Genomic DNA, 25,374 nt, shown 5'->3' on the forward strand with positions numbered 1-25,374 from the left:
CAGACCGCGGTGGTGGACTCGCTGAACATGGACATCACCGAGATCAACACCCTCAACCAGGAAGGCGTGGAGAACCTCAAGGCCACCCTGCGCGCCTGCGCCGACCTGGAAAACCAGGCCGGGCGCCTGCGGCAGTTGGTGGATAGTTTCCGCATCTAATGAAAAGGCGCCTTCGGGCGCCTTTTTCATACACGGCGTCTGCCTATGCGTAGGGCGTATAACCGTTCGCGGTTATACGCCGATGGTGGTGCCACCGGGGCGCCCGGCGTGGCCGGTGGGTCCAATCGCGGACGAAGTCCGCTCCTACGTCCGTGCCTTCCTGGAACCGTAGGAGCGGACTCTGTCCGCGAATCGCGCGCAGGGCGCGCTCCTACAGGTAGGGCGAGAGGCGGGGCGCCGCGGTTCAGGTTCGTAGGGGAATGACCGTTCGCGGTTATCCGCCGCCGGCCGGAACACCGGCGCCCTACCTACCGCCGCTTGCCGCCCAGCAGCGAGCCCATCAGCCCGCGCACCAGCTCGCGGCCGATCTGGTTGGCGGCCTGGCGCACCACGGTCTTCATGGTCTGGCTGGCCAGGTTGCCGAGGATTTCCCCGGCCATGCTGCCCAGGCTGCTGCCGGCGTCGGCCTTGGTTTCGCTGGGCGCCATCTTGTCGTCGGTGCGGCCGGTCAGGCGCTCGTAGGCCGATTCGCGGTCGATCGGCTTGTCGTAGCGACCGGCCAGCGGCGAGCTGCGGATGATCGCGGCGCGCTCGGCTTCGCCCAGCGGGCCGATGCGCGACTGCGGCGGGGCGATGGCCACGCGCTGGACCATGGACGGCGTGCCCTTCTCTTCCAGGGTGCCCACCAGCGCCTCGCCGATGCCCAGCTCGGTGAGCACCTGCAGGGTGTCGAACGCCGGGTTCGGGCGGAAGCCGTCGGCCACCGCGCGCAGGGATTTCTGCTCCTTGGCGGTGAAGGCGCGCAGGCCGTGCTGGATGCGCAGGCCGAGCTGGGCCAGGACGTCGTCCGGCAGGTCGCTGGGCGACTGGGTGACGAAGTACACGCCCACGCCCTTGGAACGGATCAGCCGCACCACCTGCTCCAGGCGGTCGTGCAGGGCCTTGGGCGTGCCGTTGAACAGCAGGTGCGCCTCGTCGAAGAACAGCGCCAGCACCGGCTTGTCGGCGTCGCCGCGCTCGGGCAGTTGCTCGAACAGCTCCGACAGCAGCCAGAGCAGGAAGGTGGCGTAGACCTTGGGCGCCTCGTGCACCAGCTTGCTGGCGTCGAGCAGGTGGATGCGCCCGCGGCCATCGGGGTCCGGGCGCAGGATGTCCTCCAGTTGCAGCGCCGGCTCGCCGAAGAAGGCCTCGGCGCCCTGCTGCTCGAGGGTCGCCAGGCGCCGCAGCAGGGCCTGGGAGGAAGCGCCGGTGAACAGGGCGCGGTCCTCGCCGAGCACTTCCGGGTGGTCCTTGAGGTAGTTGAGCAGGGCCTTCAGGTCCTTCAGGTCGAGCAGCAGCAGGCCCTGCTGGTCGGCCACCTTGAAGGCGGCGAAGAGCGCGGCCTGCTGGCTGTCGGTCAGCTCCAGCAGGTTGCCCAGCAGCAGCGGGCCCATCTCGCTGAGGGTGGTGCGCAGCGGGTGGCCGGTCTTGCCGGCGACGTCCCACAGGCTCACCGGGTAGGCCTTGGCCTGGTAGCCCAGCCAGGGCATCGAGGCGATGCGCTCGGCCACCTTGCCCTGGGGGTTGCCCGCCGCGCCCAGGCCGCAGAGGTCGCCCTTGATGTCGGCGGCGAAGACCGCGACGCCGGCATCGCTGAAGCTCTCGGCCAGGTGCTGCAGGGTCACCGTCTTGCCGGTGCCGGTGGCGCCGGCGATCAGGCCGTGGCGGTTGGCCAGCTTCCACGGCTGGCTGACGGGCTGGCCATCGGCGCCGGCGCCGATGATGAGTTGGTTGCTCGCTGACATCCTTGCTCCCCTGGTGGACGGAAGGTCACCCGGCAAGACTGGCGCGTCGCGCGGCGAAGCGCAACGCCGCCGTGGCGCTTTTCAGCCCAGGGCCTCGTCGACGCGGAAGACGTGCTTGAGATAGCGGCCGAAATTCTCGTCGTTGCACTGCATCTTGCCCGGGGTGTCGGAGATCTTCGCCACCGGCTGGCCGTTGCAGGCGGTCATCTTCAGCACGATGTTCATCGGCTCGACGCCGGGGATGTCGCAGGTGAACTGGGTGCCGATGCCGAAGCTGACGTCGATCCGCCCGCGCAGCGAACGGTAGATGTGCAGGGCCCGCGGCAGGTCGAGGCCGTCGGAGAACACCAGGGTCTTGCTGCGCGGGTCGATGCCCAGCTGCTCGTAGTGGGCGATGGCCTTCTCCGCCCATACCAGCGGGTCACCGGAGTCGTGGCGCAGGCCGTCGAAGAGCTTGGCGAAGTACAGGTCGAAGTCGCGCAGGAAGGCGTCCATGGTGATCACGTCGGTCAGCGCGATGCCCAGCTGGCCGCGGTATTCGCGGACCCAGGCGTCCAGCGCGGCGGCCTGGCTGTCGATCAGCCGCGGGCCGAGCTGCTGGTGGGCCATCAGCCACTCGTGGGCCATGGTGCCCAGCGGCTTGAGGTCGAGCTTGCGCGCCAGGTGCACGTTGCTGGTGCCGACGAAGCGGCCCGGGAAGCTCGCCTTCAGCTCGCGCACCACGCATTCCTGCACGGCATAGGAGAAGCGCCGGCGGGTGCCGAAGTCGGCCATCTTGAAGCCGGCCAGTTCCTCGGCGCTGGCCTCGCGGCGCAGCCAGTCGAGCTTGTCGCGCAGGCGCTCGCGCACCACGTCCAGGGTCACCTGTGGATAACGCTGCAGGTTGCGCGCCTCGCTGATGCTGGCCAGCACCGGCACCTCGAAGAGGATCACGTGCAGCCAGGGGCCCTTCAGGCGCAGGAAGAACGCGTCGTTCTCGATGCCGGTCTGCACGTAGCGCATGTTGAAGCGGAACAGGCCGAGGAAGCGGATGAAGTCCGGCGTGAAGAAGGGAATGCGTTCGAGGAAGGCCAGTTGCTCGCTGCTGAAGCTCAGCCCGGCCAGCGCCTCGATGCGCTCGCGGATGCGCGCCAGGTACGGGCGCAGGTCCTCGCGGTTGCGGCAACGGAACTCCCACTCCACCTCGGCGTTGGGGTAGTTGTGCAGCACCGCCTGCATCATGCTCAGCTTGTAGAAGTCGGTATCCAGCAGGTTCTGCACGCCGAAGGGGGTGAATGCGGACTCAGCCATGCTCGCCTCTCGCCTGTCGTCAGCCTGCAGTCTAACGGCATGCATTCGCCGCGCGCAGAAAAAATCCTGATTAGGGGGATGTGGTTCGTTTGGGGCGTAGCCTGCTGGAACCCGGCACCTGAAGCTCTCGGGAAATCCGTAGGGCGCATAACGCCTACGGCGTTATCCGCCGAATCGCGGACAGAGTCCGCTCCTACGACCGTGCCACCGGATGGTTCCGCGTGGCAGAGGCAATTGACCGTAGGGCGAATAGCCGTTCGCGGTTATCCGCCGTTGGCCGTGCCATCGGGGTGTCCGGCGTGGCGGGTGAATCCAATCGCGGACAAAGTCCGCTCCTACAGGGAAATGCCACGCCTTCCGGCAACCTGTAGGAGCGAGCTTGCTCGCGAACGGACTCCGCAGCGGGGTTTATTCGCGAGCAAGCTCGCTCCTACGAAGAGCATTTCGGCGCGGGCCGCAAGACAGTTGCTCCTACGGGTACAGGGAAGCACGGGTGTAGGAGCGGACTTTGTCCGCGATTGGACTCACCGGCCACGCCGGGCGCCCCAGTGCATTATGAAAAATGCCGTTTCCCCCATAGGGAGAAACGGCATTCTTTTCTTCACCGCCGAGGCGGACTCGACTCAACGCGGCGCGCTGACACCGCCCTGGGACATGCCGAAGAGGAACAGCAACAGGTCGTGGTCGGGACGCGCCGCCTGCTTGGCCTGCACGTTCGCCGGCACACGGCAGCTGGCCTGCTGGCCGTGGGAGCCGATCACTTCGGGGCCCGGCTCGTGCCAGGCAGCTGCCGCCAACGTTGCCACGCCCAGGGCGCCAACGAGGAGCAAACTTCGTGTGATTTCTAGTTTCATGTCTGCAACCCTTTGATGGCGCTGCCAAACGCCGCCTCGTAACCATAGACAAAGGCTTGCCACTGCGCTTCCGTCCACGACGAACGGCGCTTCACCTGGCGCAGGTCGTGACGGGCCGCGCGCCTGGCGCTGAAGCGCTGGCGGGCCTTTTCCATGTCGATCAGGGCAACGTCGATCTGCTCGCCCTCGACCTTGACGAAGACATGCTTGAGGTACAGGCAGCCATGCTGCCAGCGGCCCAGGTTGAGCCTGGCCAGGGTCCTGCCGTACTGCTGCAGGACGCGCTGGTGCACGGCCTCGCCCCAGCGCTCTTGGTCGCCGCGGGCGTAGCAGTCTTCCAGGCTCGAATAGCCGTCCAGCGACTCGGTGACCAGCAGGGCCTGCCATTCGCCGTCCACCTTGCGGCAGCCGGCGTAGACCAGGGTCGGTACCTTGACGCCGAGGGACGCGGCGGCCTGCAGCGCATCGCGCTCGCGGATGGCGGTCGGGTAGCCGAAGGGGTGCAGCAGGTCACGGTAGATGTGCCCGACCTGCTGCTTGCGATAGAGCAGGCGGCCATCGTCGGTCAGCACGCGCTGGACCCCGCTCTCGCCGCCGCGGCGCCGGTTCGGCTCCTCTACCCATTTGCCGGGAATCTGCAACCAGCGATCGATGGCATCTTCACCGGAAATTCGCTGCAGAGCTGCCAAATCAGCGCCCATCATTACTCCTTACGCAGAATGTAGACCCGCCACATGTGCACCAGCGGGACGAAATCGATATGGTCCTGCACCGCGAACCCGGCCTGGCGGAACTCCTCCTCGATGGTACGGGCAGGAATCACGAAGCGGTTCTGGTACGTGTGCTTCTTGCGCCCAGTCTCGGCGCGACGACGTTTCCAGGCCTTGAAATTGCCGTCGACCCACAGCGAGAGGATCACACTGTCGCGGGTCACGCGGTGGAACTCGCGCAGCATGGTCATGCGGTCGCTCGATTCACCGATGTGGTGCATCAGGCGCATGCTGAAGATGCTGTCGACGGCGTTGTCCGGCAAATCGATGGCGAATGCCGAAGTCTGCAAAGGCCGCACGCGTTTGACAACCTCCACCGGCTGGCCGGCGCAGGCCACGGCGATCATGTCGGCGGAATTGTCCGCACCGATGATCACCCGGTTGTCCTTCTCGGCCAGCATCGGCCAGAAGCGGCCGGCGCCGCACGGCAGGTCCAGCACCAGGTTCGGCTGGCCGGCCAGCTTGAGCGCCTGGCGGGCGATCTGGACATCGCGCCAATGGGAAAGTTTCCGGGACAGCCCACTGCGATGCTTGCGCAGGTAGCGCTCGGCATGCTGACGGTCGTACTTCTGGGAAAACTCGAGCTCGACGGGCTTGTCGCTCATGATGGGGTTCCTGCTCATTTTTTATACGAAACTACGGGTGATTCTGTATCCATGCGGTCATGCGCATGTGAAAAATTCGTCAAGCCTCGCCGACCAGGCGGACCTCGAAACGGCAGCCGTGCGGCTGGGCCGGCGTCAGCTTGACCTCCCAGCCTTCCGCCGAGCAGATCCTCTTCACCAGCGAAAGGCCCAGGCCAAGGCCCTCGCCGCGCTGTTGCGGGCCGCGGACGAAGGGCTGGAACATGCGCTCGCGCTGCTCCTCGGGGATGCCCAGGCCACTGTCCTCGACGACGAAACCGCTGGCGGACAATTGCAAGCGGATGTGTCCTGCATCCGTGTAGTGCATGGCGTTGCGCAGCAGGTTGCTCATCACCGAGCGCAGGAAGGCCGCGTTGTATTGCTCCGGCGGCACCGCCTGTACCTCGTAGATCAGCTGCAGCCCCTTGGCCTCGATCGGCCCGCGCCATTGCCCGGCCAGGTCGTCGGCGATGCGCTGCAGGCCGGCCCGCGGGGCGATGTCCAGCTCCTTGGTGCGCGAGCGCGCCAGCATCAGGAAGGTCTGCACCAGGTCGCGCATTTCCTCGCTGGCGGTGGTGATCCGCGCCAGCTGGGTACGCGCCTTCGGGCTCAGGCCCGGTTCCTCGGCGAGCAGCTCGCTGCTGCTGGCGATCACCATCAGCGGCGTGCGCAGCTCATGGCTGACATCGCTGGTGAACAGTTTTTCCCGGGTCAGCACCTGGTGCAGTTGCCCGATGGCATAGTCGAACGCCGCCGCCAGCTCGCCGACCTCGTCGTGGGCGTAGTCCGGCGCCAGCGGCGGCGCCAGGTCCAGCAACTGGTCGCGGTGCCGCACCTGGCGCGCCAGGCGCACCACCGGCTCCATCACCTTGCGCGAGAGCAGCCAGCCGAGCAGGCCGGCCAGCGCCAGGCTGAGCACGTAGCCGGTCACCACGGCGGCGTACAGGACCTGCTCGCGCGCCTCGAAATCGCTCTGGTCCTGCAGCAGCACGTAGCGGCGGCCATCGGCGTCGCGCACCAGCGCATGGAACGACAGCTCGCCGTCGAACACCTCGTGGAAGCCCGACTCCAGGCGCTGCAGCGCCGGCGGCATGGCATAGACGCCGACGCCGTCGCTGACGAAGAAGCGCATGCCGGGGTCCAGCCGCGGGCCCCTGCCGCTGCGCAGGTCCTCGTTGATGATGCGGTCCAGCTCGCCCCCCAGGTCACGGGAAATCAGGCGCTCCTCGACCACGTGCACCACGCCGACGATGCTCAGCGAAAACAGGCCGCCGACCAGCGCGGTCATGAACACGAAAGCAAAGACGATCCGGCGGGAAAGGCTCTGCCTATACTCCATTCGTTTCCTCCGCCAGGCGGTAGCCGACACCGTGGACGGTGTGCAGCAAGGGCATGGCGAAAGGCTTGTCGATCACCTGGCGCAGCTGGTGGACATGGCTGCGCAGGCTGTCGCTGTCCGGGCAGTCGTCGCCCCAGACGGCTTCCTCGAGCACGTCGCGGCGCACCACGTGCGGGCTCTTCTGCATCAGCACCGCCAGCAGCTTGAGGCCGATGGGGTTGAGCTTGAGCGGCCTGCCGCCGCGGTTCACTTCCAGGGTATCGAGGTTGTAGCTCAGGTCCGCCACTTGCAGTTCTCGGCGGCCGCCGCCCTGGGTCCGGCGCAGCACCGCCTCGATGCGCGCGGCCAGCTCCGACAGGGCGAAGGGCTTGAGCAGGTAGTCGTCGGCGCCGGAACGGAAGCCCTGCAGGCGGTCGTCCAGTTGGTCGCGGGCGGTCAGCATGATCACCGGGGTGTCGCGCCGCGCGTCCTCGCGCAGGCGCCGGCACAGGGTGAAACCGTCCAGGCCGGGCAGCATCACGTCCAGGACGATCAGGTCGTAGTGCGCGGTCGCCGCCAGGTGCAGGCCGGACAAGCCGTCCTGCGCGCAATCCACCGTGTAACCCTTGAGCCCCAGGTAATCCGCCATATTGGCCAGGATGTCCCGATTGTCTTCAACCAACAGAATCCGCATGTTCCTCTCCGCTTTGCAGGGCACCCTAGACTAGCTCGCTTAATTGGAACTTAAGCGTCTTTGACGTTTTTTTCACAACACCTCGGGCCGGCGGCGAGGCCGCGCCAGCCTTGGCGTGAAGGGAGCAGATACGAGGTGCTGCGAATGCGCGGGGGGCTTGCCTGCGGGGCTGCCATCCGGCGCCCCCGCGACGGCTCACTTGCCCATCAGCCAGTTGCCGGTGAACAGGCCGAGCAGGGTCATCGCCAGGGAACCGCTGACGTGCACGGCGATCGCCCCCATGGCCCAGGCCAGGCGGCCTTCCTGCAGCAGGGTGACGACCTCCGCGGAGAAGGTCGAGAAGGTGGTCAGGCCACCGCAGAAGCCGGTGATGATCAGCAGCCGCCACTCCGGCGCTATGCCCTGGGCGCTGGCGAAGTAGGCGACGGCGAGGCCGATGATGTAGCCGCCGATCAGGTTGGCGGCCAGGGTGCCGGGGGGGACGGTGGGCATCAGGCTGTTCAGCTTGAGGCCGAGGTACCAGCGCAGCAACGCGCCGATGGCGGCGCCGAGGGCGATGGCGAGAACGGGTTTCCACATGATCCTGTCCTTGAGGGGCTTTCGGACAGGCCGCAGGCGAACGCCTACGCGCCTGGTCCAGGTGAATGCGTAGGCATCATCAGCCACGGGGGCGGTTGAAGGAGGAATGCCATCTCCTGCGCGGCACATCTTGGCACAAAGCGCCGGAAACGAAAAAGCCCCGCCGAAGCGGGGCTCTTTCTCAGCCAGGGGCCGGGAGGCTTACATCATGCCGCCCATGCCACCCATGCCACCCATGTCCGGCATGGCCGGAGCGGCCTTGTCGTCGACCACTTCGGCAACCATCGCCTCGGTGGTGACCATCAGGCCGCCGATGGAGGCAGCGGCCTGCAGCGCCGAACGGGTGACCTTGGCCGGATCGAGGATACCCATCTCGATCATGTCGCCGTAGACACCGGTAGCGGCGTTGTAGCCGTAGTTGCCCGAACCTTGCTTGACCTTGTCGACCACCACGCTCGGCTCGTCGCCGGAGTTGGCGACGATCTGGCGCAGCGGCGCTTCGACAGCGCGACGCAGCAGGGCGATACCGACGTTCTGGTCTTCGTTGTCACCCTTCAGGCCTTCGATGGCCTGCAGGGCACGCACCAGGGCGACGCCGCCGCCAGGAACCACGCCTTCTTCCACCGCGGCACGGGTAGCGTGCAGGGCGTCTTCGACGCGGGCTTTCTTCTCTTTCATCTCGACTTCGGTGGCAGCGCCGACCTTGATCACGGCAACACCGCCGGCCAGCTTGGCCAGGCGCTCTTGCAGCTTCTCACGGTCGTAGTCGGAGGAAGTCTCTTCGACCTGCTTGCGGATCTGCAGGACGCGGGCCTCGATGTCGGCTTGGGCGCCGGCGCCATCGATGATGGTGGTGTTCTCTTTGCTCAGAACCACGCGCTTGGCGTTACCCAGGTGCTCCAGGGTGGCGCCTTCCAGGCTCAGGCCGACTTCTTCGGAGATGACGGTGCCACCGGTCAGGATGGCGATGTCCTGCAGCATGGCCTTGCGGCGGTCGCCGAAGCCCGGAGCCTTGACGGCCGCGACCTTGACGATGCCACGCATGTTGTTGACCACCAGGGTGGCCAGGGCTTCGCCTTCGACGTCTTCGGCGACGATCAGCAGCGGGCGGCCGGCCTTGGCGACAGCTTCCAGCACCGGCAGCATTTCGCGGATGTTGGAGATCTTCTTGTCGACCAGCAGCAGCAGCGGGCCTTCCAGCTCGGCAACCATGGTGTCCGGCTTGTTGATGAAGTAGGGCGACAGGTAGCCACGGTCGAACTGCATGCCTTCTACGACCGACAGTTCGTTTTCCAGGCCCGAGCCTTCTTCAACGGTGATCACGCCTTCTTTGCCGACCTTGTCCATGGCTTCGGCAATGATGTTGCCGATGGAGTCGTCGGAGTTGGCGGAGATGGTGCCGACCTGGGCGATGGCCTTGGTGTCGGCGCAGGGCTTGGCCTGCTCCTTGAGCTGGGCGACGATGGCGACGGTCGCCTTGTCGATGCCGCGCTTCAGGTCCATCGGGTTCATGCCGGCAGCGACGGCCTTCAGGCCTTCGTTGACGATGGCCTGGGCCAGGACGGTAGCGGTGGTGGTGCCGTCACCGGCAGCGTCGTTGGCCTTGGAGGCAACGTCTTTCACCAGTTGGGCGCCCATGTTCTCGAACTTGTCCTTGAGTTCGATTTCCTTGGCGACGGAAACGCCGTCCTTGGTGATGGTCGGAGCGCCGAAGCTCTTGTCCAGGATGACGTTACGGCCTTTCGGGCCGAGGGTGGCCTTGACGGCATCGGCCAGCACGTTTACGCCGACCAGCATTTTCTTGCGAGCGGAATCGCCGAACTTAACTTCTTTAGCAGCCATGTTCTGTTTCCTCGTAAATCGAATTCAGTGGGGGTTGGGGCGGACTGATCAGTCTTCCAGGACGGCGAGGATCTCGGACTCGCCCATCACCAGCAGTTCTTCGCCGTCGACCTTGATGGCGTTGCTGCCGGAGTACGGGCCGAACACCACCTTGTCACCCACTTTCACTGCCAGGGCGCGAACTTCGCCGTTGTCCAGCACGCGGCCGGCACCGACGGCGACCACTTCGCCACGGTTCGGCTTCTCGGCGGCGGAACCCGGCAGCACGATGCCGCCCGCGGTCTTGGTTTCTTCCTCGCTGCGACGAATGACGACGCGGTCATGCAGAGGACGAAGCTTCATAGTCGTAACTCTCCCAAACAGTGGTTTCCAACGGCCGGATCGATGTCCGGCAGGTTTTGTTGAAGCCGGCTTCGCCGGTTTGCGGCCCGACGGGCGAGCCGCATAAGACAGCCTGTCCGAATGACAGGGACCTTGCGGTGCCTGCTACATGAGGTCGTCGTGGGGCATTTCAAGGCCGAGGGGAAAAAAATTTCAGCGCAGGCGATCATTGTCGCGGCGTTCGAACTCGCCCTCGATCACGTTCGGCCCTTGTGGGCCGCGCGATTGCGCCGACGGGTCGTCGGCGAAGGCGCGGCGGCGCTCCTCCTGCTCGCGCATGCGCCGGCGCAACCCGCCCAGCAGCAGGCTGCGGGTGAACGGCAGCAGGCAGAGCAGGCCGAGAATGTCGCTGATGAAGCCCGGCAGCATCAGCAGGGCGCCGCCGACCGCGATCAGCAGGCCCTCGAGCATTTCCTGCTCGGGCACCTCGCCGCGGGACAGACGCTCGCGGGCGCGCCACAGGGTGGCCAGGCCGGCCACGCGCAGCAGCGCCGCGCCGAGGAAGGCGCTGGCGACCAGCAACAGCAGGGTCCAGCCCACGCCGATGACGCTGCCGACCTTGATCAGCACGGCCAGTTCGATCAGCGGGAAGAGCAGCAGGAAGAACAGGGTGACTCGCATTTCAGGGGTCCTTGGCGGGGCGTCGGCCCGGATATTCCGTAGTTGGCGCCGACACCCGCCTATTTCAAGCCTGGATCACCTCGTTGCCCGGCCAGGCCTGCGCCCGCGCCAGTTGCACCAGCGCCTGGCGCACCTCGCCAGGGTTGGCACAGGGCTCCGGGAACGGCAGCCAGTGGAGGATGGAGCCGACGCGCAGGTGGAAACCTTCTGTATCGATTCCCACCAGTTCCGGGGCCTCGCCCACCGGCAGGCCGGCCAGTTCCAGGTAGTGCACGATGGCATTGGCGTGGTCCTGGTTCATGTGCCCGGCCATGCCCTGCTCCACCTCGCCGGCGAAGGGGTTGGCCAGCGGCACGCTGTCGGCGCCCAGCCAGTGGATGTCGCCGAAACCGCCGATGAAGCGCCACTGCACCGGTTGCAGCACCCAGAAATCGAAGTCGTGGGCCTTGTGGTAGTCGCGCGAGCCGGGGAAGTAGGCGTAGTAGCGCTGCGCCGCGGCCTCGATCTCCTCGACGTCCTCCAGCGGACGGGCCTCGGCCAGCAGGGTCAGGCGGCCGGCGGCCTGGATGTCGTCGGCGCCACGTTCGCCCACCAGCAGCGAGCACTTGGCGTCGGCCTGCAGGTTGTGGGTGTGCTGGGCGATCCGGCTGATCAGGATCAGCGGCCGGCCGGCGCCATCCAGGCAGTATGGGACCACCGAGCCGAAGGGGTAGCCCGGCCACTTCTTCGACTGGGTGGAAAGCACTGCGCGGTATTCCTTGAGCAGCAATTCTCGGGCATTCTTGGCAGCTTTCACGCTCACCTTATGACTCCTCGCTAAGAATCCGTCGCAAACGGACGGGCACAGAAAATTCGTTCACCGTTGCCGGCGAGGCCATTCACCAGACATTGCCGTGGGGATTCCAACCATGCAATTGCAAGACAAGGTCATCATCATCACCGGCGGCGGCCAGGGCCTGGGCCGCGCCATGGGCGAGTTCCTCGCCGCCAAGGGAGCGAAACTGGCGCTGGTCGACCTGAACCAGGAGAAACTGGACGAGGCGGTCGCCGCCTGCAAGGCCGCCGGCGGCGACGCCCGCGCCTACCTGTGCAACGTGGCCAACGAGGAACAGGTTAGCCACATGGTGGCCCAGGTGGCCAGCGACTTCGGCGCCATCAACGGCCTGGTGAACAACGCCGGCATCCTGCGCGACGGCCTGACCATCAAGGTCAAGGACGGCCAGCTGAGCAAGATGAGCCTGGCCCAGTGGCAGGCGGTGATCGACGTCAACCTGACCGGCGTGTTCCTCTGCACCCGCGAAGTGGCGGCGAAGATGATCGAGCTGGACAACCAGGGCGCGATCGTCAATATCTCCTCCATCTCCCGCGCCGGCAACATGGGCCAGGCCAACTACTCCGCGGCCAAGGCCGGCGTCGCCGCCGACACCGTGGTCTGGGCCAAGGAACTGGCGCGCTACGGCATCCGCGTGGCCGGCGTGGCCCCCGGCTTCATCGAGACCGACATGGTCGCCAGCATGAAGCCCGAGGCCCTGGAGAAAATGACCGCCGGCATCCCGCTCAAGCGCCTGGGCCGCCCGGACGAGATCGCCCACTCGGTGGCCTACATCCTCGAGAACGACTACTACACCGGCCGCGTGCTGGAGCTGGATGGGGGGCTGAGGCTGTAAAGCGGCGACAGGCTTCAGGCGGCAGGCTGCAGGCAGGAGCGAAGAGCCGAATCGCTACGCTCTTCGCCTGTAGCCTGTAGCCTGTAGCCTGTAGCCTGCCGCCTGTAGCCCTCTCTTACCAACCCACCCCGATCCCCAGCGTATAGCGCCGCTGGTTCACACCGCCGTCCTCGGCGCTCAGGCGGTCCCACTCGCCCTTCAGGCTTAGCGCCGCCCAGGAGGTCAGCTTGTAGCGGATGCCCGCCTCGCTCTCCACCTCGTAGTCCACCTTCGACGACAGCGGCTTGCCCACCTCGCCGTTGGTGAAGATCTCGAACTGCTTGGCCAGCAGGTAGCGGTTGTAGTCCCACTTCACGCTCGCCGAGTAGAAATGGTCCTTCTCGCCGCCCACGAAGTCGTAGTCGTTGCGGTTGACCAGGGTGGCCAGGGAGAAGGCGCCCAGCTCGTTGTCCCAGAACTGGTAGCCGGGGCCGGTACCGACGGTGCGCTTCTTCTCCAGGTCCTCGACCCAGTCGCGCTTGTATTCCACCTTGCCCTGCCAGAACCAGTGCTCGTCCAGGAAGCGGTCCAGGGCGTACTCGGCGGAGTAATTGTTGACGCTGACCGAGTCGTCCTTCTTCTCGCGGTTGTACTCGCCCTGCAGGTTGTGCCGCCACATGCCGTGGCGGGCGTTGGTCTTGAAGTCGACGTCGTAGTCCTCGACATCGTTCTCGGCCATGCTGTGGTCGACGGAGAAGTCCACCTGGCCCTTCCACACCCAGTCCTGCAGCAGCGGACGCGGCGGCACTATCTGCTCGATGCTGGCCAGGGGCACCGTTTCCTCGGCGCCGTTGACCAGGGTGACCTTGCCCGGCTCGGCGGCCTTCAGGCCCTTGGAATGCTCGCCGGTAGCGTCCTCGTCGTGCTTGACCAGCAGGTTCTGCTCGGTCTGCAGGGTGGCGATCTTGTCGCCGGTCAGGGTGACCTCGCCGGCGTAGTCGGTGGCCAGCACCAGGCGGCCCCCGTCGTAGAGCTTGATCTTGCCGGTCAGCCGGTCACCGTTCTTCAACCAGACGGTATCGGCCAGGGAGGTCAGTGGAGCGGCGGCAACGGCAAGGCACAGCAGGGTTCTCGACAGCATGAGTGGCATTCAATTCGGACGGCTGGAACAAAAGCCGGGCATTATCCGCACACCCGACACCAGAGCAACGACTGACCGGCCCCCATGCGGGGAGTTCAACTGGATGGATGAAGGGCACCTCCTGCATCATGGCGGCTCTATGCTGTCGACCAGGCCCCACTGCCAGTGGAAAACCGCCCCATGCCCTCGAGAAAACCGCCCGCGCCCCTTCCGGAAAACACCGCAGACCTGGGCCTGGAAAGCCTGCAGGTACGCCGCGAGGCCATCTACCTGGCCTTGTCGCAGGTACCCGAAGGCTACGTGATGAGCTACGGCGAGCTGGCCCGCATGGCCGGCCTGGGCCGCTCGGCGCGCCTGGTGGGCCGGGTGCTCAGCCAGTTGCCGGAGGGCTCGCGCCTGCCCTGGCACCGGGTGATCGCCGCCGGCGGGCGCATCAGCCTGCCGCTGGGCAGCCCGGGTGGCGACGAACAGCGGGCACGATTGCGCGCCGAGGGAGTCCGAATCCACAACGATCGGGTGGACATACGTCGGCACGGCTGGCTTCACGGCGGGCTCTGCGAGTAGAGTTCGCGTAATTTTTTGCGTGCTGGAAACCTTTCATGAAGAAGCACTCCTGGCGAGAGGCACTGGTTGCCTACAAGTCTCCCGCCAGTCTCGCGCTTTTGCTGCTCGGCTTCGCCGCCGGGCTGCCGACGATGCTGGTCTTCACCACCCTCTCGGTGTGGCTGCGGGAAGCCGGCGTGGCGCGGGAAACCATCGGCTTCGCCAGTTGGCTGGGGCTGGTCTACGCGTTCAAGTGGGTGTGGTCGCCGATGCTCGACCAGTGGCGCCTGCCCATCGTCGGCCGGCTCGGCCGGCGCCGCTCCTGGCTGGTGTTCTCCCAGGCGCTGATCGCCATCGGCCTGCTCGGCATGGCCCTGTGCAACCCGCAGAGCCACCTGCCCTGGCTGATCGGCCTGGCCCTGGTGGTGGCCTTCGCCTCGGCCACCCAGGACATCGCCATCGACGCCTACCGCCTGGAGATCGCCGAGAACACCCGCCAGGCCGCCCTGGCCGCCTGCTACATGACCGGCTACCGCGGCGCCGTGCTGCTGGCCAGCGCCGGCGCGCTGTTCCTCGCCGAGTGGCTGGGCTCCAGCAGCCTGCACTACAGCCAGGCGGCCTGGGGCCTGACCTACGCGCTGTTCGCCCTGCTGATCCTCCCCGGCCTGGTCACCAGCCTGCTGATCCGCGAGCCCGACGTGAACGTCCAACCGCAGGCGGTGGGCAACTCCGCCTACGCCTTCAACCACCAGTTGCTCTCGGTGCTGCAACTGCTGGTGCTGCTGATCTCGGTGCCGGCCATGCTCACCGCGCTGACCAACCAGGCCTGGCCGCGGGCGGGGCTCTATGCCCTGTTCATCGTCCTCTGCCTGAGCCCGCGCGGGCGCAAGCAGATCCGCCCGGTGCGCGAGCTGCTCTCGCGGGTGCGCCGGCCACTGCTGGTCGCCGCCCACGGCAAGGGCGTGCCGCAGTTCGACTTCGTCCACCAGGCGGTGTCGGTGATAGTGCTGATCATCCTGCTGGTGACCGGCACCGCCATGACCAACTCCGCGGGCGCCGGCAAATGGTGGCTGGCGAGCCTCTACCTGCTGATCGCCCTGAGCTGCCTGTCGGCCCCCGGCCGCCTGCTGATGGCGCCGGTGCTCACGCCCATCACCGAGTTCATCCGCCGCTACCGCTGGCAGGCGCTGCTGCTGCTCGGGCTGATCTCCACCTACCGGCTCTCCGACACCGTGATGGGCGTGATGGCCGGGGTGTTCTACATCGACATGGGCTTCTCCAAGGAAGTGATCGCCACCGTCAGCAAGCTGTTCGGCGTCATCATGACCCTGGTCGGCGCGGCGGCCGGCGGCCTGCTCATCGCCCGCTTCAGCATCCTGCCGATCTTGTTCCTCGCCGGCGCCGCCTCGGCCGGCACCAACCTGCTGTTCGCCATGCTGGCGCACATGGGGCCGATCACCGACCCGGGCGTGATAGGCGAAGACGTCTTCACCCTGCTGCGCGAGTTCGAGCCCCACGTCAGCATGTTCGTGCTGACCATCATGCTCGACAACTTCAGCGGCGGCCTGGCCGCCTCGGCCTTCGTCGCCTACCTGTCGAGCCTGACCAACCTGAAGTTCTCCGCCACCCAGTACGCCATGCTCAGCTCCACCATGCTGCTGCTGCCGCGCTTCATCGGCGGCTACTCGGGCAAGATGGTCGAGCACATGGGCTACGAGCACTTCTTCTTCGTCACCGCCGTGCTCGGCATCCCCACCCTGCTGCTGATCGGCTGGCTGTGGCTGCGCCGCGACAAGGGCATGCCCGACGGCGTGCCGAGCGAACCGGAAGAGCCGGTGGCCACGCGGCACAGCGCCGAGCGCAGCGGCTGAGCTGCCTTGGGCGGGCCCTGCCCGCAATTCGCGCGCAGGGCGCGCTCCTACAGGGGAATCCGCACCGAGGCGCCTTCGTAGGATGGGTATCGCTTCGCTCCACCCATCCTACGCCAGAATTCCCCCTCGACCTGTAGGCGCGGGCCCTGTCCGCGATTGCGCCGGCAAGGCCGGCGCAGAAACGAAAAAGGCCGGCACATGGCCGGCCTTCCTCATGGGCTCGCCCTCACTCGGCGAAGGCTTCCTCCTCGGAACCCCTGACCACCCGCACCACCCGGCTCGGCAGCGCCAGGTCGATACCGCGGTCGCGCAGGCACAGGCGCACCTGCTCGTTGAGCATGAAGGTCACCGCGCCGAAATCGGCATTGGCGGTCCACAGGCGCAGCGACAGGGTCACCGAATTCTCGCCCAGGGCCGAGACCACCACCACCGGCGCGGGGGTCTTGAGCACGCGCGGGTCCTGGGCCAGCTCCAGGAGAATGCCGCGGGCCGCGTCCAGGTCGGCGTCGAAGGCCAGCTTGATGTCGAAGATCACCTGGCGCGTGGCCTGGCTCGAGACGTTGGTGATGATGCCGTTGGACAGCGCGCCGTTGGGCATGATGACCGTGCGGTTGTCACCGGTGCGCAGCACGGTGTGGAAGATCTGGATGCTGTCCACGGTGCCGGCGACGCCCTGCGCCTCGATGGCATCGCCGACCTTGAACGGGCGGAACAGCAGGATCAGCACCCCACCGGCGAAGTTCGACAGGCTGCCCTGCAGGGCCAGGCCGATGGCCAGGCCGGCGGCGCCGATGGCGGCGACGAAGCTGGTGGTCTGGATGCCGATCATCGAGGCCACGCTGACCACCAGGAGGATCTTCAGCACGATGTTGACCAGGCTGCCGATGAAGCCCTGGAGGGTCTTGTCCACCCGCTGGCTGGCCAGCAGCCCGCCCACCCGGCGGGTCAGCAGGTTGATCAGCCACCAGCCGATCAGCAGGGTGATCAGCGCCAGCACGGCGTTGCCCAGGTAACTCAGCACCAGCGGCGTCCAGGCCTCAGCGCTCCGTACTATCTGGTCGTAGTTCATGTCCATGGAATGGGGCCCCCTTGGTTTCGATCCGTAGAAATGCGATCGCCATGGCGAACCATGGCGATCGGTGTTCGCCGAGCGGCACTCTAATTGCGACGCCGCCCGGTCGACGAGGTTCCGCTCAATCGCGGAAGTTGTTGAACTGCAGCGGCATGCCCAGGGATTCGCTGCGCAGCAGGGCGATCACTTCCTGCAGGTCGTCGCGCTTCTTGCCGGTGACGCGCACCTGCTCGCCCTGGATGGCGGCCTGGACCTTCATCTTGCGGTCCTTGATCAGGCCGACGATCTTCTTCGCCAGGTCCTTGTCGATGCCCTCGCGGAAGTCCACTTCCTGCTTGACCACCTTGCCCGAGGGGTAGGCGTCCTTGAGCTCCATGCACTGGATGTCGATCTTGCGCTTGATCAGGTTGCTGCGCAGGATGTCGAGCATCTGCTCCAGCATGAAATCGGCCTCGGCGGTCAGGGTAACCGACTTGTCCTTGGGCTCGAAGCTGCACTTGCCCTTGAGGTCGAAACGGCGATCGAGCTCCTTGCCGGCGTTGTCCAGGGCGTTGGTCAGTTCGTGCTTGTCCAGTTCGGACACCACGTCGAACGAAGGCATGTCATCTCTCCAGATGGACGGCGCGACCCGGTTCACAGTCGGGCATGCGCCTGGCTTGACGGTAAAAATGCGCGCTCATTATAACTGAGCCACAAGCGCGCGCCCGGCCAAGAACCGGCGAACTCCCCCCGCCTCCTCCGAGTCCCCTGCCCCATGCCAACCAACCATCTGAGCATCCTGGTGGTCGACGACGCGAAATTCTCCAGCGCCATGATCGGCCGGGCACTGAGCCAGGCCGGCTACCAGAACGTGCGCTTCGCCAGCAGCGCCAGCGAAGCCCTGCAACTGCTGGAACGGGAACCGGTGAGCGTGCTCCTGGCCGACTGGCTGATGCCGGAGATGGACGGCCTGGAGCTCACCGCGCGGGTACGCCAGCTGGACGAGAGCGGCGACCACTACACCTACATCATGCTGCTCACCGGCAAGGAGGGCGACAACGCCCTGGCCGAAGCCTTCGACCGCGGCGTGGACGACTTCGTCAGCAAGGCGGCGATGAGCGAACAGCTGGTGCCACGGGTGCTGGCCGCCGACCGCCTGTGCAACACCCTGCAGCGCCTGCTGGTGGAAAACCGCCTGCTCACCGAGAACATCAACCGCCTGGAGGAACGCAACCTGGTGGACGCCGCCACCGGCCTGGGCAACCTGCGCTACCTGCGGCAGAAGCTCGCCGACAGCATCCGCCAGGTGGAGTCCCGCGGCGGCGCGGTGTGCTACCTGCTGATCGGCATCCCCGCCCTGCTGGAGCAGGACGGCCAGCACTTCCCCGGCTTCCACCAGGAGCTGCTGCACGGCATCGGCCGGCGCCTGCAGCAACTGGTGCGGCCGCTGGACGTGCTGGCGCGCATCGACGAGCAGCACTTCGGCCTCATCACCCTGATCGACGACCTCCAGGAATGCTCGCCGAGCAGCTTCCGCCGCCTGCACGAGGGCCTCAACCTCAAGGCCTTCAAGACCAGCCGCGGCTTCGTCACCCTCAAGGCCGGCATCGGCCTGGTGGGGCTGGACGCCAAGTCCCTGCCGCTGCAGGCCGAGGCCGTGCTGGAACAGGCCCGCCAGCTGCTGCCCGACGCCTACGCCAGCGGACGGATCAACGCCAGCCGGCTGCCCGGGGTGCGCTAGACTTCGCAGTACGCCCATCGACCCGCGAAGCCCCACCATGAACTGGACCATCCTCGGCGCCGGCAGCCTCGGCAGCCTCTGGGCCGCCCGCCTGGCCCGCGCCGGCCTTCCCGTGCAGCTGCTGCTGCGTGACCGCCAGCGCCTGGCGGCGTACCGCGCCCGCGGTGGCATCAGCCTGTGCGAGGACGGCCGCGAGAGCCTCTACCCGATCCCGGCGGAAACCGCCGGCCAGCTGAACGCCCCGATCCAGCGCCTGCTCCTGGCCAGCAAGGCCTACGACGCCGAGGAGGCCGCCGCCAGCGTGGCCGCGCACCTGGCCCCCGGCGCCGAGATCATCCTCCTGCAGAACGGCCTGGGCAGCCAGCAGGCGGTGGCCGCGCACCTGCCGCGGGCACGTTGCCTGTACGCCTCCAGCACCGAAGGGGCGTTCCGCGACGGCGACTTCCGCGTGGTCTTCGCCGGCCGCGGGCAGACCTGGCTCGGCGACGAGCGCGGCGGCCCGGCGCCAGCCTGGCTGGCCGAGCTGGCCAGCGCCGGGATTCCCGCGCAATGGAGCGACGACATCCTCGAACGGCTGTGGCGCAAGCTGGCGCTGAACTGCGCGATCAACCCGCTGACCGTGCTCCACCACTGCCGCAACGGCGAGCTGGCCGGCCATGCCGAGCAGGTCGCCGGCCTGTGCGACGAACTCGGCCAGTTGCTCCATGCCTGCGGCTACGACGCCGCGGCGCGGGAGCTGCAGGGCGAAGTGGAACGGGTGATCGCCGCCACCGCGGCCAACTACTCCTCCATGTACCAGGACGTGGCCAGCGGCCGCCGCACCGAGGTCGCCTACCTGCTCGGCCATGCCTGCGCCGAAGGCCGCCGCCGCGGCCTGCCGCTGCCCGGGCTGAACGCCCTGCACCAGCGCCTGCGCGACGCGCTGCGCCAACGCGGATTGCCCGAGGCCTGAACGGCGGGCTAACCTGCCCGCCTCGCCTTCGATCGCCGAGCCCCTATGCCGTCCTTCATCAACCTGCGTCAGCGCCTGGAAAACCTGCCGGTCGGCCAGAAGATCCTCGCCGCCCTGCTGGTGCTGCTGGCCACCGTGTTGCTGGCGGCCAACCTGGCGTTCATCAGCGCAGCCTACTGGATCTCCCAAGACAGCGTGGCGCCCCAGGCCCTGCAGACCATCGGCCGGCTGATCGCCAACCCGGCGCTCAGCTACCCGGCGCTGAGTTCCCCGGAGCAGGCCGACACCCTGCTGCACCAGCTCGACGACTACCAGCCGCTGCGCGCCGCGGCGCTCTACGACGCCAACGGCACGCGCATCGCCCAGTCGCCCCGGGAAGGCTCGCTGCCCAGGCACCTGGAAGACCTGGAGCGCTGGCGCGCCCGCGAATACCGCCTCAACGCCCTGTTCGAGCTGCCGCAACCCGGCGGGCGCAACGGCTACCTGCTGCTGGTGGCCAGCAGCGAGCTGCCCGGCGCCTTCTATACCGGCACCCTGACCGCCAGCCTGGCGATCCTGGCGGTGAGCGTGCTGCTGTGGATGCTCATCGCCCGGCAGATCCGCCGCCTGATCACCCGGCCGATCCGCAGCCTGGAGGAACTGTCGCGCCAGGTCACCCGCGAGGAGAACTACTCGCTGCGCGCCGAACGCGGCAACGCCGACGAGATCGGCCGCCTGTCCGACGCCTTCAACACCATGCTGACCCGCATCGAGGCCCGCGAGCAGCAGCTCAAGCGCGCCCGCGACGACGCCCAGGACGCCATGGCCCAGGCCCAGGACCTGGCCGAGGAAACCCGCCGCTCGAACCGCAAGCTGGAACTGGAAGTCCAGGTGCGCAGCAAGATCGAGAAGAAGCTCACCGGCTTCCAGCACTACCTCAACAGCATCATCGACTCCATGCCCTCGGCGCTGATCGCGGTGGACGAGCAGCTCTACGTCACCCAGTGGAACCAGGAGGCCAGCCGGCTCTCCGGCACCAGCCTGGACGACGCGGTGAACCAGCCGGTGTTCCTCGCCTTCCCCTCGCTCAAGCCCTTCCTGCTGCAGCTCACCCGCGCCGCCGAGCAGCACAAGGTGGAGCGCGTCGAGCGCGTCACCTGGGCCTTGATCGACTCGCCGCGGCACTATGCCCTGACCTTCTACCCGCTGATGGGCGGCACCGGCCGCGGCGCGGTGATCCGCATCGACGACATCACCGAGCGCCTGGGCATGGAGGAGCTGATGGTGCAGTCGGAGAAGATGCTCTCGGTGGGCGGCCTGGCCGCCGGCATGGCCCACGAGATCAACAACCCGCTGGGGGCCATCCTGCACAACGTGCAGAACATCCGCCGGCGGCTGTCGCCGGAGCTGCCGAAGAACCTGGAGGTGGCCGCCGAGGTGGGCATCGCCCTGGACGACCTCAACCACTACCTGGAGGCGCGGGAGATTCCCAGGCTGATGGACGGCATCCAGTACGCCGGCTCGCGCGCGGCCAAGATCGTCACCCACATGCTCGCCTTCAGCCGCCGCAGCCACCGGCAGATGGCGCCCTGCGAGCTGCCATCGCTGATCGAGCAGGCGGTGGAGATCGCCGGCAACGACTTCGACCTGGCCGGCGGCTTCGACTTCAAGTCGCTGGAGATCGTCCACGAGTTCGACCCGCGCCTGGGCCCGGTGCCGGTGATCGCCAACGAGTTCGAGCAGGTGCTGCTCAACCTGCTGAAGAACGCCGCCCAGGCCATCCACCTGCGCGACGACGAGGAGGAAGGCGAACAGGGCCGGATCATCCTGCGCACCCGGCTGAACCCGCCGTGGGCGGAGGTACAGGTGCAGGACAACGGCTGCGGCATGCCCGAGACGGTGCGCAAGCGCATCTTCGAGCCCTTCTTCACCACCAAGGAAGTGGGCCAGGGCACCGGCCTGGGCCTGTCGGTGTCCTATTTCATCATCACCAACAACCACAAGGGGCAGATGGAAGTGCAGTCGGAACTCGGCCAGGGCACCTGCTTCACCCTGCGCCTGCCGCTGGGCGACGAGCCCGTGGCGCCAGTGGCGCTGCCGCCCCCGCAGAACAAGGAGCTCTGAGGCATGGGCTACCGCCTGTCGAAGATCTACACCCGCACCGGCGACGCCGGCGAAACCGGCCTGGCCGATGGTAGCCGGGTGCCCAAGCACCACCCGCGCATCGAGGCCATCGGTTGCGTGGACGAACTGAACAGCCAGTTGGGACTGCTGCTGGCCGACCTGCAGGAAGCCCGCAGCGCCGCGCTGGACCAGCTGCTGACGGTGCTGGCGCCGGTGCAGCACCGCCTGTTCGACCTCGGTGGCGAACTGGCGATGCCGGAATACCGGGCCCTGGACGACCACGAGGTGGCCCGCCTGGAGCAGGCCATCGATGCCTGGAACGAGGAACTGGAACCGCTGAAGGACTTCATCCTCCCCGGCGGCTCCCGCCTGGTGGCGCAGATCCACGTGTGCCGCGCCCTCGCGCGCAAGGCCGAGCGCCGCTGCCAGCAGATCAACGCCGAGGAGCCGCTGCAGGGCGCGGGGCTGCGCTACCTGAACCGGCTGTCGGACCTGCTGTTCGTCGCCGCGCGCATCGCTGCCAAGCGCCAGGGCGTTGCCGAGGTGTTGTGGAAGGCGGCGGAAAAACCCGCCTGAACCCTCCCGGCCCACCGTAGGGCGCATAACGCCTATGGCGTTATCCGCCATCGCCGTCGGGCACCGAGGCTCCGGCCGGCGGCGGATAACCGCGAACGGTTATTCGCCCTACGCTCCTGAAACACCATGCCTCCTGCAATGGGAATGGCGTGGGAGCGGTTGTAGGAGCGGGCCCTGCCCGCGATTCGCGCGCAGGGCGCGCTCCTACAGTGGGAATGGCGTAGGGGCGGTTGTAGGAGCGGATTTCAGCCGATACGTCCGGCTATCGCGGACGGAGTCCGCTCCTACAGGTCGTACGGCCTACGCTTCGCTCTTCGGCCAGAACGCGCGGATGCCGGCCACGCCCTGGGCGCCTGCCTGCCAGGCGCGCTCCAGGTCCTGTGGGCCCAGGCCGCCGAGGAGGAACACCGGCTGGTTGAAGCCTTCCACCAGTTGCTGCGCCGCATCCCAGCCCAGTGCCGGTTCGCCCGGATGGCTCTGGGTCGGCTGCACTGGCGACAGGGTGACGAAGTCCACGCCCATGGCGCTGGCCAGGGTCAGCTCCTCGGCGCCGTGGCAGGATGCCGCGAGCAGGCGGTCGTCGGGGAATGGGCGGCCGTTGGGGGCATATTTGCGCAGTTGCTCGGCGGTCAGGTGCCAGCCCGCGGAGGGGAAGTCGCCCAGCCATTCCAGCGGGCCCTTGAGCATCAGCTGCGCCTTGCCGGCGCACAGCCCCACGGCGTCCACCGCCATGTCGCGGTATTCCGGGCTGTACATGTTCGGCGCGCGCAGCTGGATCAGGCGCACGCCACCGGCCACGGCGGCGCGGATGCCCTGCAGGACTTCCTGCGGCTCCAGGCCGTCGGGGGTGATCAGGTAGCGCTCGGGCAGGCGCGCGGCGTGCACGATGGGCCGGTTGGCGGCGGGGAACTCGTAGTCGGGCAGCTCCCGCAGGGCCACCCAGGCCAGCGGCTGGCCCTCGGCGCCGTGGGGCTCGCCGGAGAACCCCGAGACCTCCCAGACGTCCAGCAGCACCTGCTTGTCCGGGTAATCGTGGGCCACGCGGATCAGCGGCCGGGCGCGCTCGACGCGGATGCCCAGCTCCTCTTCCAGCTCGCGGGCCAGCGCCGCCTGCACCGGCTCGCCCTCCTCCACCTTGCCGCCGGGGAACTCCCAGAGGCCGCCCTGGTGCTTGTCGTCCGGGCGCCGGGCGATCAGCACGCGGCCATCGGCGCCACGGATCACGGCGGCGGCGACATGTATTCGTTTCACTGCATAACTCCTCGTCGGTTGCCGGCGCTCAGGGGCGCTCGGCCAGCGCGGCCTGCAGCCAGGGCTGGAAGGCCGCCCACTGGTAGATGGTGTCCACGTAGGCCTTGGCCAGCGGCGGCAGCTCCACGGCGTAGCTGCGCAGGCGCGTGGCCACCGGCGCGTAGAAGGCGTCGGCGATGCTGGCGTGGCCGAACAGGAAGGGCCCGTCCTGGCCGAAGCCCTGGCGGCACAGGGTCCACAGCTCGATGACGCGGGCGATGTCGGTTTCCACTTCGGCCGGCACCTTGGCCAGCGGCTTGTGCCGCTGCAGGTCCATGGGCATGTGCGAGCGCAGGGCGGGGAAGCCGCTGTGCATCTCCGCGCAGATCGACCGCGCCAGCGCCCGGGCCGCCTCGCCGCGCGGCCACAGGTGTGCCTCGGGGAAGCGTTCGGCCAGGTACTCGGCGATCGCCAGGGAGTCCCAGATCACCCCGTCCTCGCACTCGAGCACCGGCACCTTGCCGGTGGGCGAGTGCTCGCGGATGCGCCGCGAGGTGTCGACGCCACCCAGCGGAATCAGCACCTCTTCGAATTCCGCACCGGTCAGTTGCATGGCCAGCCAGCCACGCAACGACCAGGACGACAGGTTCTTGCTGCCAATGACCAGTTTCATCGCTCGTTCCTCGCGCCGGCTACAGGCTACAGGCGAAGAGCATAGCGGGCTCGCTCCCAGGGGCGGGCTTTTCGCTCTTGCCTGCAGCCTGCCGCCTGAAGCCTGCAGCCGCCTTCGATCAGGTCCTGTATTCCGCGTTGATCTTCACGTACTCGTGGGACAGGTCGGTGGTCCAGATGGTCTCGCTGCAGTCGCCGCGGCCCAGTTCGATGCGGATGGTGATTTCTTCCTGGGCCATCACCCGCGCGCCCTGGTCCTCGGTGTAGCTGGCGGCGCGGCAGCCGCGGCTGGCGATGCAGACTTCGTCGAGGAACACGTCGATCTTGCTGACGTCCAGGTTCGGCACGCCGGCGTAGCCGACCGCGGCGAGGATGCGGCCCCAGTTCGGGTCGGAGGCGAACAGCGCGGTCTTGATCAGCGGCGAGTGGGCCACGGCGTAGCCGACGTCCAGGCACTCCTGGTGGGTGCCGCCGCCGTTGACCTGCACGGTGACGAACTTGGTGGCGCCTTCGCCGTCGCGGACGATGGCCTGGGCCAGCTCCATGGACACCTCGATCACCGCCTGCTTCAGGGCGCCGAACAGCGCGCCGCTGGCCTGGGTGATCTCCGGCAGCGCGGCCTGGCCGGTGGCGACCAGGATGCAGCTGTCGTTGGTGGAGGTATCGCCGTCGATGGTGATGCGGTTGAACGACTTGTTCGCCGCGTCGCGCAGCAGGTCCTGCAGCACGCCCTGGGCGACCTTGGCGTCGGTGGCGATGTAGCCGAGCATGGTGGCCATGTTCGGCTTGATCATGCCGGCGCCCTTGCTGATGCCGGTGACGGTGACGGTGACGCCGTCATGCTCGAACTGGCGGCTGGCCCCCTTGGGCAGGGTGTCGGTGGTCATGATGCCGGCGGCGGCCTCGGCCCAGTTGTCCGGGCCCAGGGCGGCC

The 25,374-nt window shown here is 67.4% G+C and carries 26 protein-coding genes and 1 riboswitch; of the genes, 8 read left to right on the forward strand and 18 right to left on the reverse strand.

What is annotated here, in order from left to right; translation table 11 throughout:
• On the forward strand, positions 1–159 hold a 159-nt coding region (locus VV867_RS28650), incomplete at its 5' end, for a hypothetical protein (RefSeq protein WP_328568244.1).
• A gap of 308 nt (positions 160–467) precedes the next feature.
• On the opposite strand, the gene VV867_RS28655 is transcribed toward VV867_RS28650, so the two are convergent.
• The 12 genes from VV867_RS28655 to VV867_RS28710 form a co-directional block, all read right to left on the reverse strand.
• Positions 468–1,943: a helicase HerA-like domain-containing protein gene (locus tag VV867_RS28655; RefSeq protein ID WP_328568234.1), complete on the reverse strand. Its 1,476-nt coding sequence runs from the start codon at positions 1,941–1,943 to the stop codon at positions 468–470.
• Positions 1,944–2,024: 81 nt separating this feature from the next.
• Positions 2,025–3,233 (reverse strand): nicotinate phosphoribosyltransferase, encoded by a 1,209-nt coding sequence (pncB, locus tag VV867_RS28660; protein WP_328568235.1) that lies wholly within the window; start codon positions 3,231–3,233, stop codon positions 2,025–2,027.
• A 623-nt stretch (positions 3,234–3,856) separates the two neighbouring features.
• Positions 3,857–4,087: a hypothetical protein gene (locus VV867_RS28665; protein ID WP_089390683.1), complete on the reverse strand. Its 231-nt coding sequence runs from the start codon at positions 4,085–4,087 to the stop codon at positions 3,857–3,859.
• Positions 4,084–4,788 carry a lipopolysaccharide kinase InaA family protein gene (locus VV867_RS28670; protein WP_109934423.1) on the reverse strand — a complete coding sequence of 235 codons (705 nt, stop codon included), beginning with the start codon at positions 4,786–4,788 and terminating at the stop codon, positions 4,084–4,086. Before VV867_RS28670 ends, VV867_RS28665 begins: the two co-directional genes overlap by 4 nt.
• A 2-nt stretch (positions 4,789–4,790) precedes the next feature.
• Positions 4,791–5,462 carry a class I SAM-dependent methyltransferase gene (locus VV867_RS28675; protein WP_109934424.1) on the reverse strand — a complete coding sequence of 224 codons (672 nt, stop codon included), beginning with the start codon at positions 5,460–5,462 and terminating at the stop codon, positions 4,791–4,793.
• Positions 5,463–5,541: 79 nt separating this feature from the next.
• Complete coding sequence (locus VV867_RS28680; protein WP_109934425.1) at positions 5,542–6,819, reverse strand: sensor histidine kinase; 1,278 nt, start codon at positions 6,817–6,819, stop codon at positions 5,542–5,544.
• Positions 6,809–7,492, reverse strand: a complete 684-nt coding sequence (locus VV867_RS28685) for a response regulator transcription factor (RefSeq protein ID WP_089390679.1) — start codon at positions 7,490–7,492, stop codon at positions 6,809–6,811. Before VV867_RS28685 ends, VV867_RS28680 begins: the two co-directional genes overlap by 11 nt.
• A 195-nt stretch (positions 7,493–7,687) precedes the next feature.
• The gene (gene crcB, locus VV867_RS28690) at positions 7,688–8,071 is read right to left on the reverse strand and encodes a fluoride efflux transporter CrcB (RefSeq protein WP_328568236.1); all 384 of its coding nucleotides are present in this window, start codon (positions 8,069–8,071) and stop codon (positions 7,688–7,690) included.
• 63 nt (positions 8,072–8,134) lie between these two features.
• Positions 8,135–8,197, reverse strand: a riboswitch (Fluoride riboswitch).
• 75 nt (positions 8,198–8,272) lie between these two features.
• Positions 8,273–9,913 (reverse strand): chaperonin GroEL, encoded by a 1,641-nt coding sequence (gene groL, locus VV867_RS28695; protein WP_275627559.1) that lies wholly within the window; start codon positions 9,911–9,913, stop codon positions 8,273–8,275.
• Between the two features lie 48 nt (positions 9,914–9,961).
• The gene (locus VV867_RS28700; RefSeq protein ID WP_009617968.1) at positions 9,962–10,255 is read right to left on the reverse strand and encodes a co-chaperone GroES; all 294 of its coding nucleotides are present in this window, start codon (positions 10,253–10,255) and stop codon (positions 9,962–9,964) included.
• Positions 10,256–10,447: 192 nt separating this feature from the next.
• Positions 10,448–10,915: an FxsA family protein gene (locus VV867_RS28705; RefSeq protein ID WP_089390676.1), complete on the reverse strand. Its 468-nt coding sequence runs from the start codon at positions 10,913–10,915 to the stop codon at positions 10,448–10,450.
• Positions 10,916–10,979: 64 nt separating this feature from the next.
• Complete coding sequence (locus VV867_RS28710; RefSeq protein WP_328568237.1) at positions 10,980–11,717, reverse strand: HugZ family pyridoxamine 5'-phosphate oxidase; 738 nt, start codon at positions 11,715–11,717, stop codon at positions 10,980–10,982.
• 106 nt (positions 11,718–11,823) lie between these two features.
• Here VV867_RS28710 and VV867_RS28715 point away from each other — a divergent pair, with 106 nt between their 5' ends.
• On the forward strand, positions 11,824–12,582 hold the full coding sequence (locus VV867_RS28715) for an SDR family oxidoreductase (protein ID WP_109934428.1): 759 nt from the start codon (positions 11,824–11,826) through the stop codon (positions 12,580–12,582).
• Between the two features lie 115 nt (positions 12,583–12,697).
• Here the strand turns inward: VV867_RS28715 and VV867_RS28720 are convergent, their stop codons facing one another.
• A complete protein-coding gene (locus VV867_RS28720; RefSeq protein ID WP_109934429.1) occupies positions 12,698–13,702 on the reverse strand; it encodes a DUF481 domain-containing protein in 1,005 nt (334 codons plus the stop codon).
• Positions 13,703–13,882: 180 nt separating this feature from the next.
• On the opposite strand from VV867_RS28720, the gene VV867_RS28725 reads away from it, so the two are divergent.
• Positions 13,883–14,266, forward strand: a complete 384-nt coding sequence (locus tag VV867_RS28725) for an MGMT family protein (protein WP_328568238.1) — start codon at positions 13,883–13,885, stop codon at positions 14,264–14,266.
• Between the two features lie 35 nt (positions 14,267–14,301).
• Positions 14,302–16,116 carry an MFS transporter AmpG gene (gene ampG, locus VV867_RS28730; protein WP_328568239.1) on the forward strand — a complete coding sequence of 605 codons (1,815 nt, stop codon included), beginning with the start codon at positions 14,302–14,304 and terminating at the stop codon, positions 16,114–16,116.
• Positions 16,117–16,342: 226 nt separating this feature from the next.
• Here ampG and VV867_RS28735 read toward each other — a convergent pair whose 3' ends face one another.
• Both VV867_RS28735 and VV867_RS28740 read right to left on the reverse strand, forming a co-directional pair.
• Positions 16,343–17,191, reverse strand: coding sequence for a mechanosensitive ion channel family protein (locus VV867_RS28735; RefSeq protein WP_109932008.1), 849 nt, complete (start codon positions 17,189–17,191; stop codon positions 16,343–16,345).
• 118 nt (positions 17,192–17,309) lie between these two features.
• Positions 17,310–17,789 carry a YajQ family cyclic di-GMP-binding protein gene (locus VV867_RS28740; RefSeq protein WP_089390669.1) on the reverse strand — a complete coding sequence of 160 codons (480 nt, stop codon included), beginning with the start codon at positions 17,787–17,789 and terminating at the stop codon, positions 17,310–17,312.
• A gap of 153 nt (positions 17,790–17,942) precedes the next feature.
• Between VV867_RS28740 and VV867_RS28745 the strand changes: the two genes are divergently transcribed.
• Genes VV867_RS28745 through VV867_RS28760 form a run of 4 tightly spaced genes read left to right on the forward strand, consistent with a single transcriptional unit; the run spans position 17,943 to position 22,539 of the window.
• Positions 17,943–18,908 carry a response regulator gene (locus tag VV867_RS28745; protein WP_109932010.1) on the forward strand — a complete coding sequence of 322 codons (966 nt, stop codon included), beginning with the start codon at positions 17,943–17,945 and terminating at the stop codon, positions 18,906–18,908.
• A 37-nt stretch (positions 18,909–18,945) separates the two neighbouring features.
• Entirely contained in the window at positions 18,946–19,860 is a 915-nt protein-coding gene (locus VV867_RS28750) for a putative 2-dehydropantoate 2-reductase (RefSeq protein ID WP_328568240.1), read from the forward strand.
• Positions 19,861–19,917: 57 nt separating this feature from the next.
• Positions 19,918–21,963 carry a sensor histidine kinase gene (locus tag VV867_RS28755; protein WP_109932939.1) on the forward strand — a complete coding sequence of 682 codons (2,046 nt, stop codon included), beginning with the start codon at positions 19,918–19,920 and terminating at the stop codon, positions 21,961–21,963.
• 3 nt (positions 21,964–21,966) lie between these two features.
• On the forward strand, positions 21,967–22,539 hold the full coding sequence (locus VV867_RS28760; protein ID WP_328568241.1) for a cob(I)yrinic acid a,c-diamide adenosyltransferase: 573 nt from the start codon (positions 21,967–21,969) through the stop codon (positions 22,537–22,539).
• 300 nt (positions 22,540–22,839) lie between these two features.
• Here VV867_RS28760 and VV867_RS28765 read toward each other — a convergent pair whose 3' ends face one another.
• The 3 genes from VV867_RS28765 to argJ all read right to left on the reverse strand — a co-directional run.
• A complete protein-coding gene (locus tag VV867_RS28765; protein ID WP_328568242.1) occupies positions 22,840–23,790 on the reverse strand; it encodes a Nudix family hydrolase in 951 nt (316 codons plus the stop codon).
• A 28-nt stretch (positions 23,791–23,818) separates the two neighbouring features.
• Positions 23,819–24,442 (reverse strand): glutathione S-transferase family protein, encoded by a 624-nt coding sequence (locus VV867_RS28770; RefSeq protein WP_109932018.1) that lies wholly within the window; start codon positions 24,440–24,442, stop codon positions 23,819–23,821.
• 118 nt (positions 24,443–24,560) lie between these two features.
• Positions 24,561–25,374 (reverse strand): bifunctional glutamate N-acetyltransferase/amino-acid acetyltransferase ArgJ (gene argJ / locus VV867_RS28775; protein WP_328568243.1); only part of this gene is annotated, 814 nt, incomplete at its 5' end.

Origin of the sequence: Pseudomonas sp. JH-2 (assembly GCF_036231725.1) — a bacterium.
Lineage (GTDB): Bacteria > Pseudomonadota > Gammaproteobacteria > Pseudomonadales > Pseudomonadaceae > Pseudomonas > Pseudomonas delhiensis.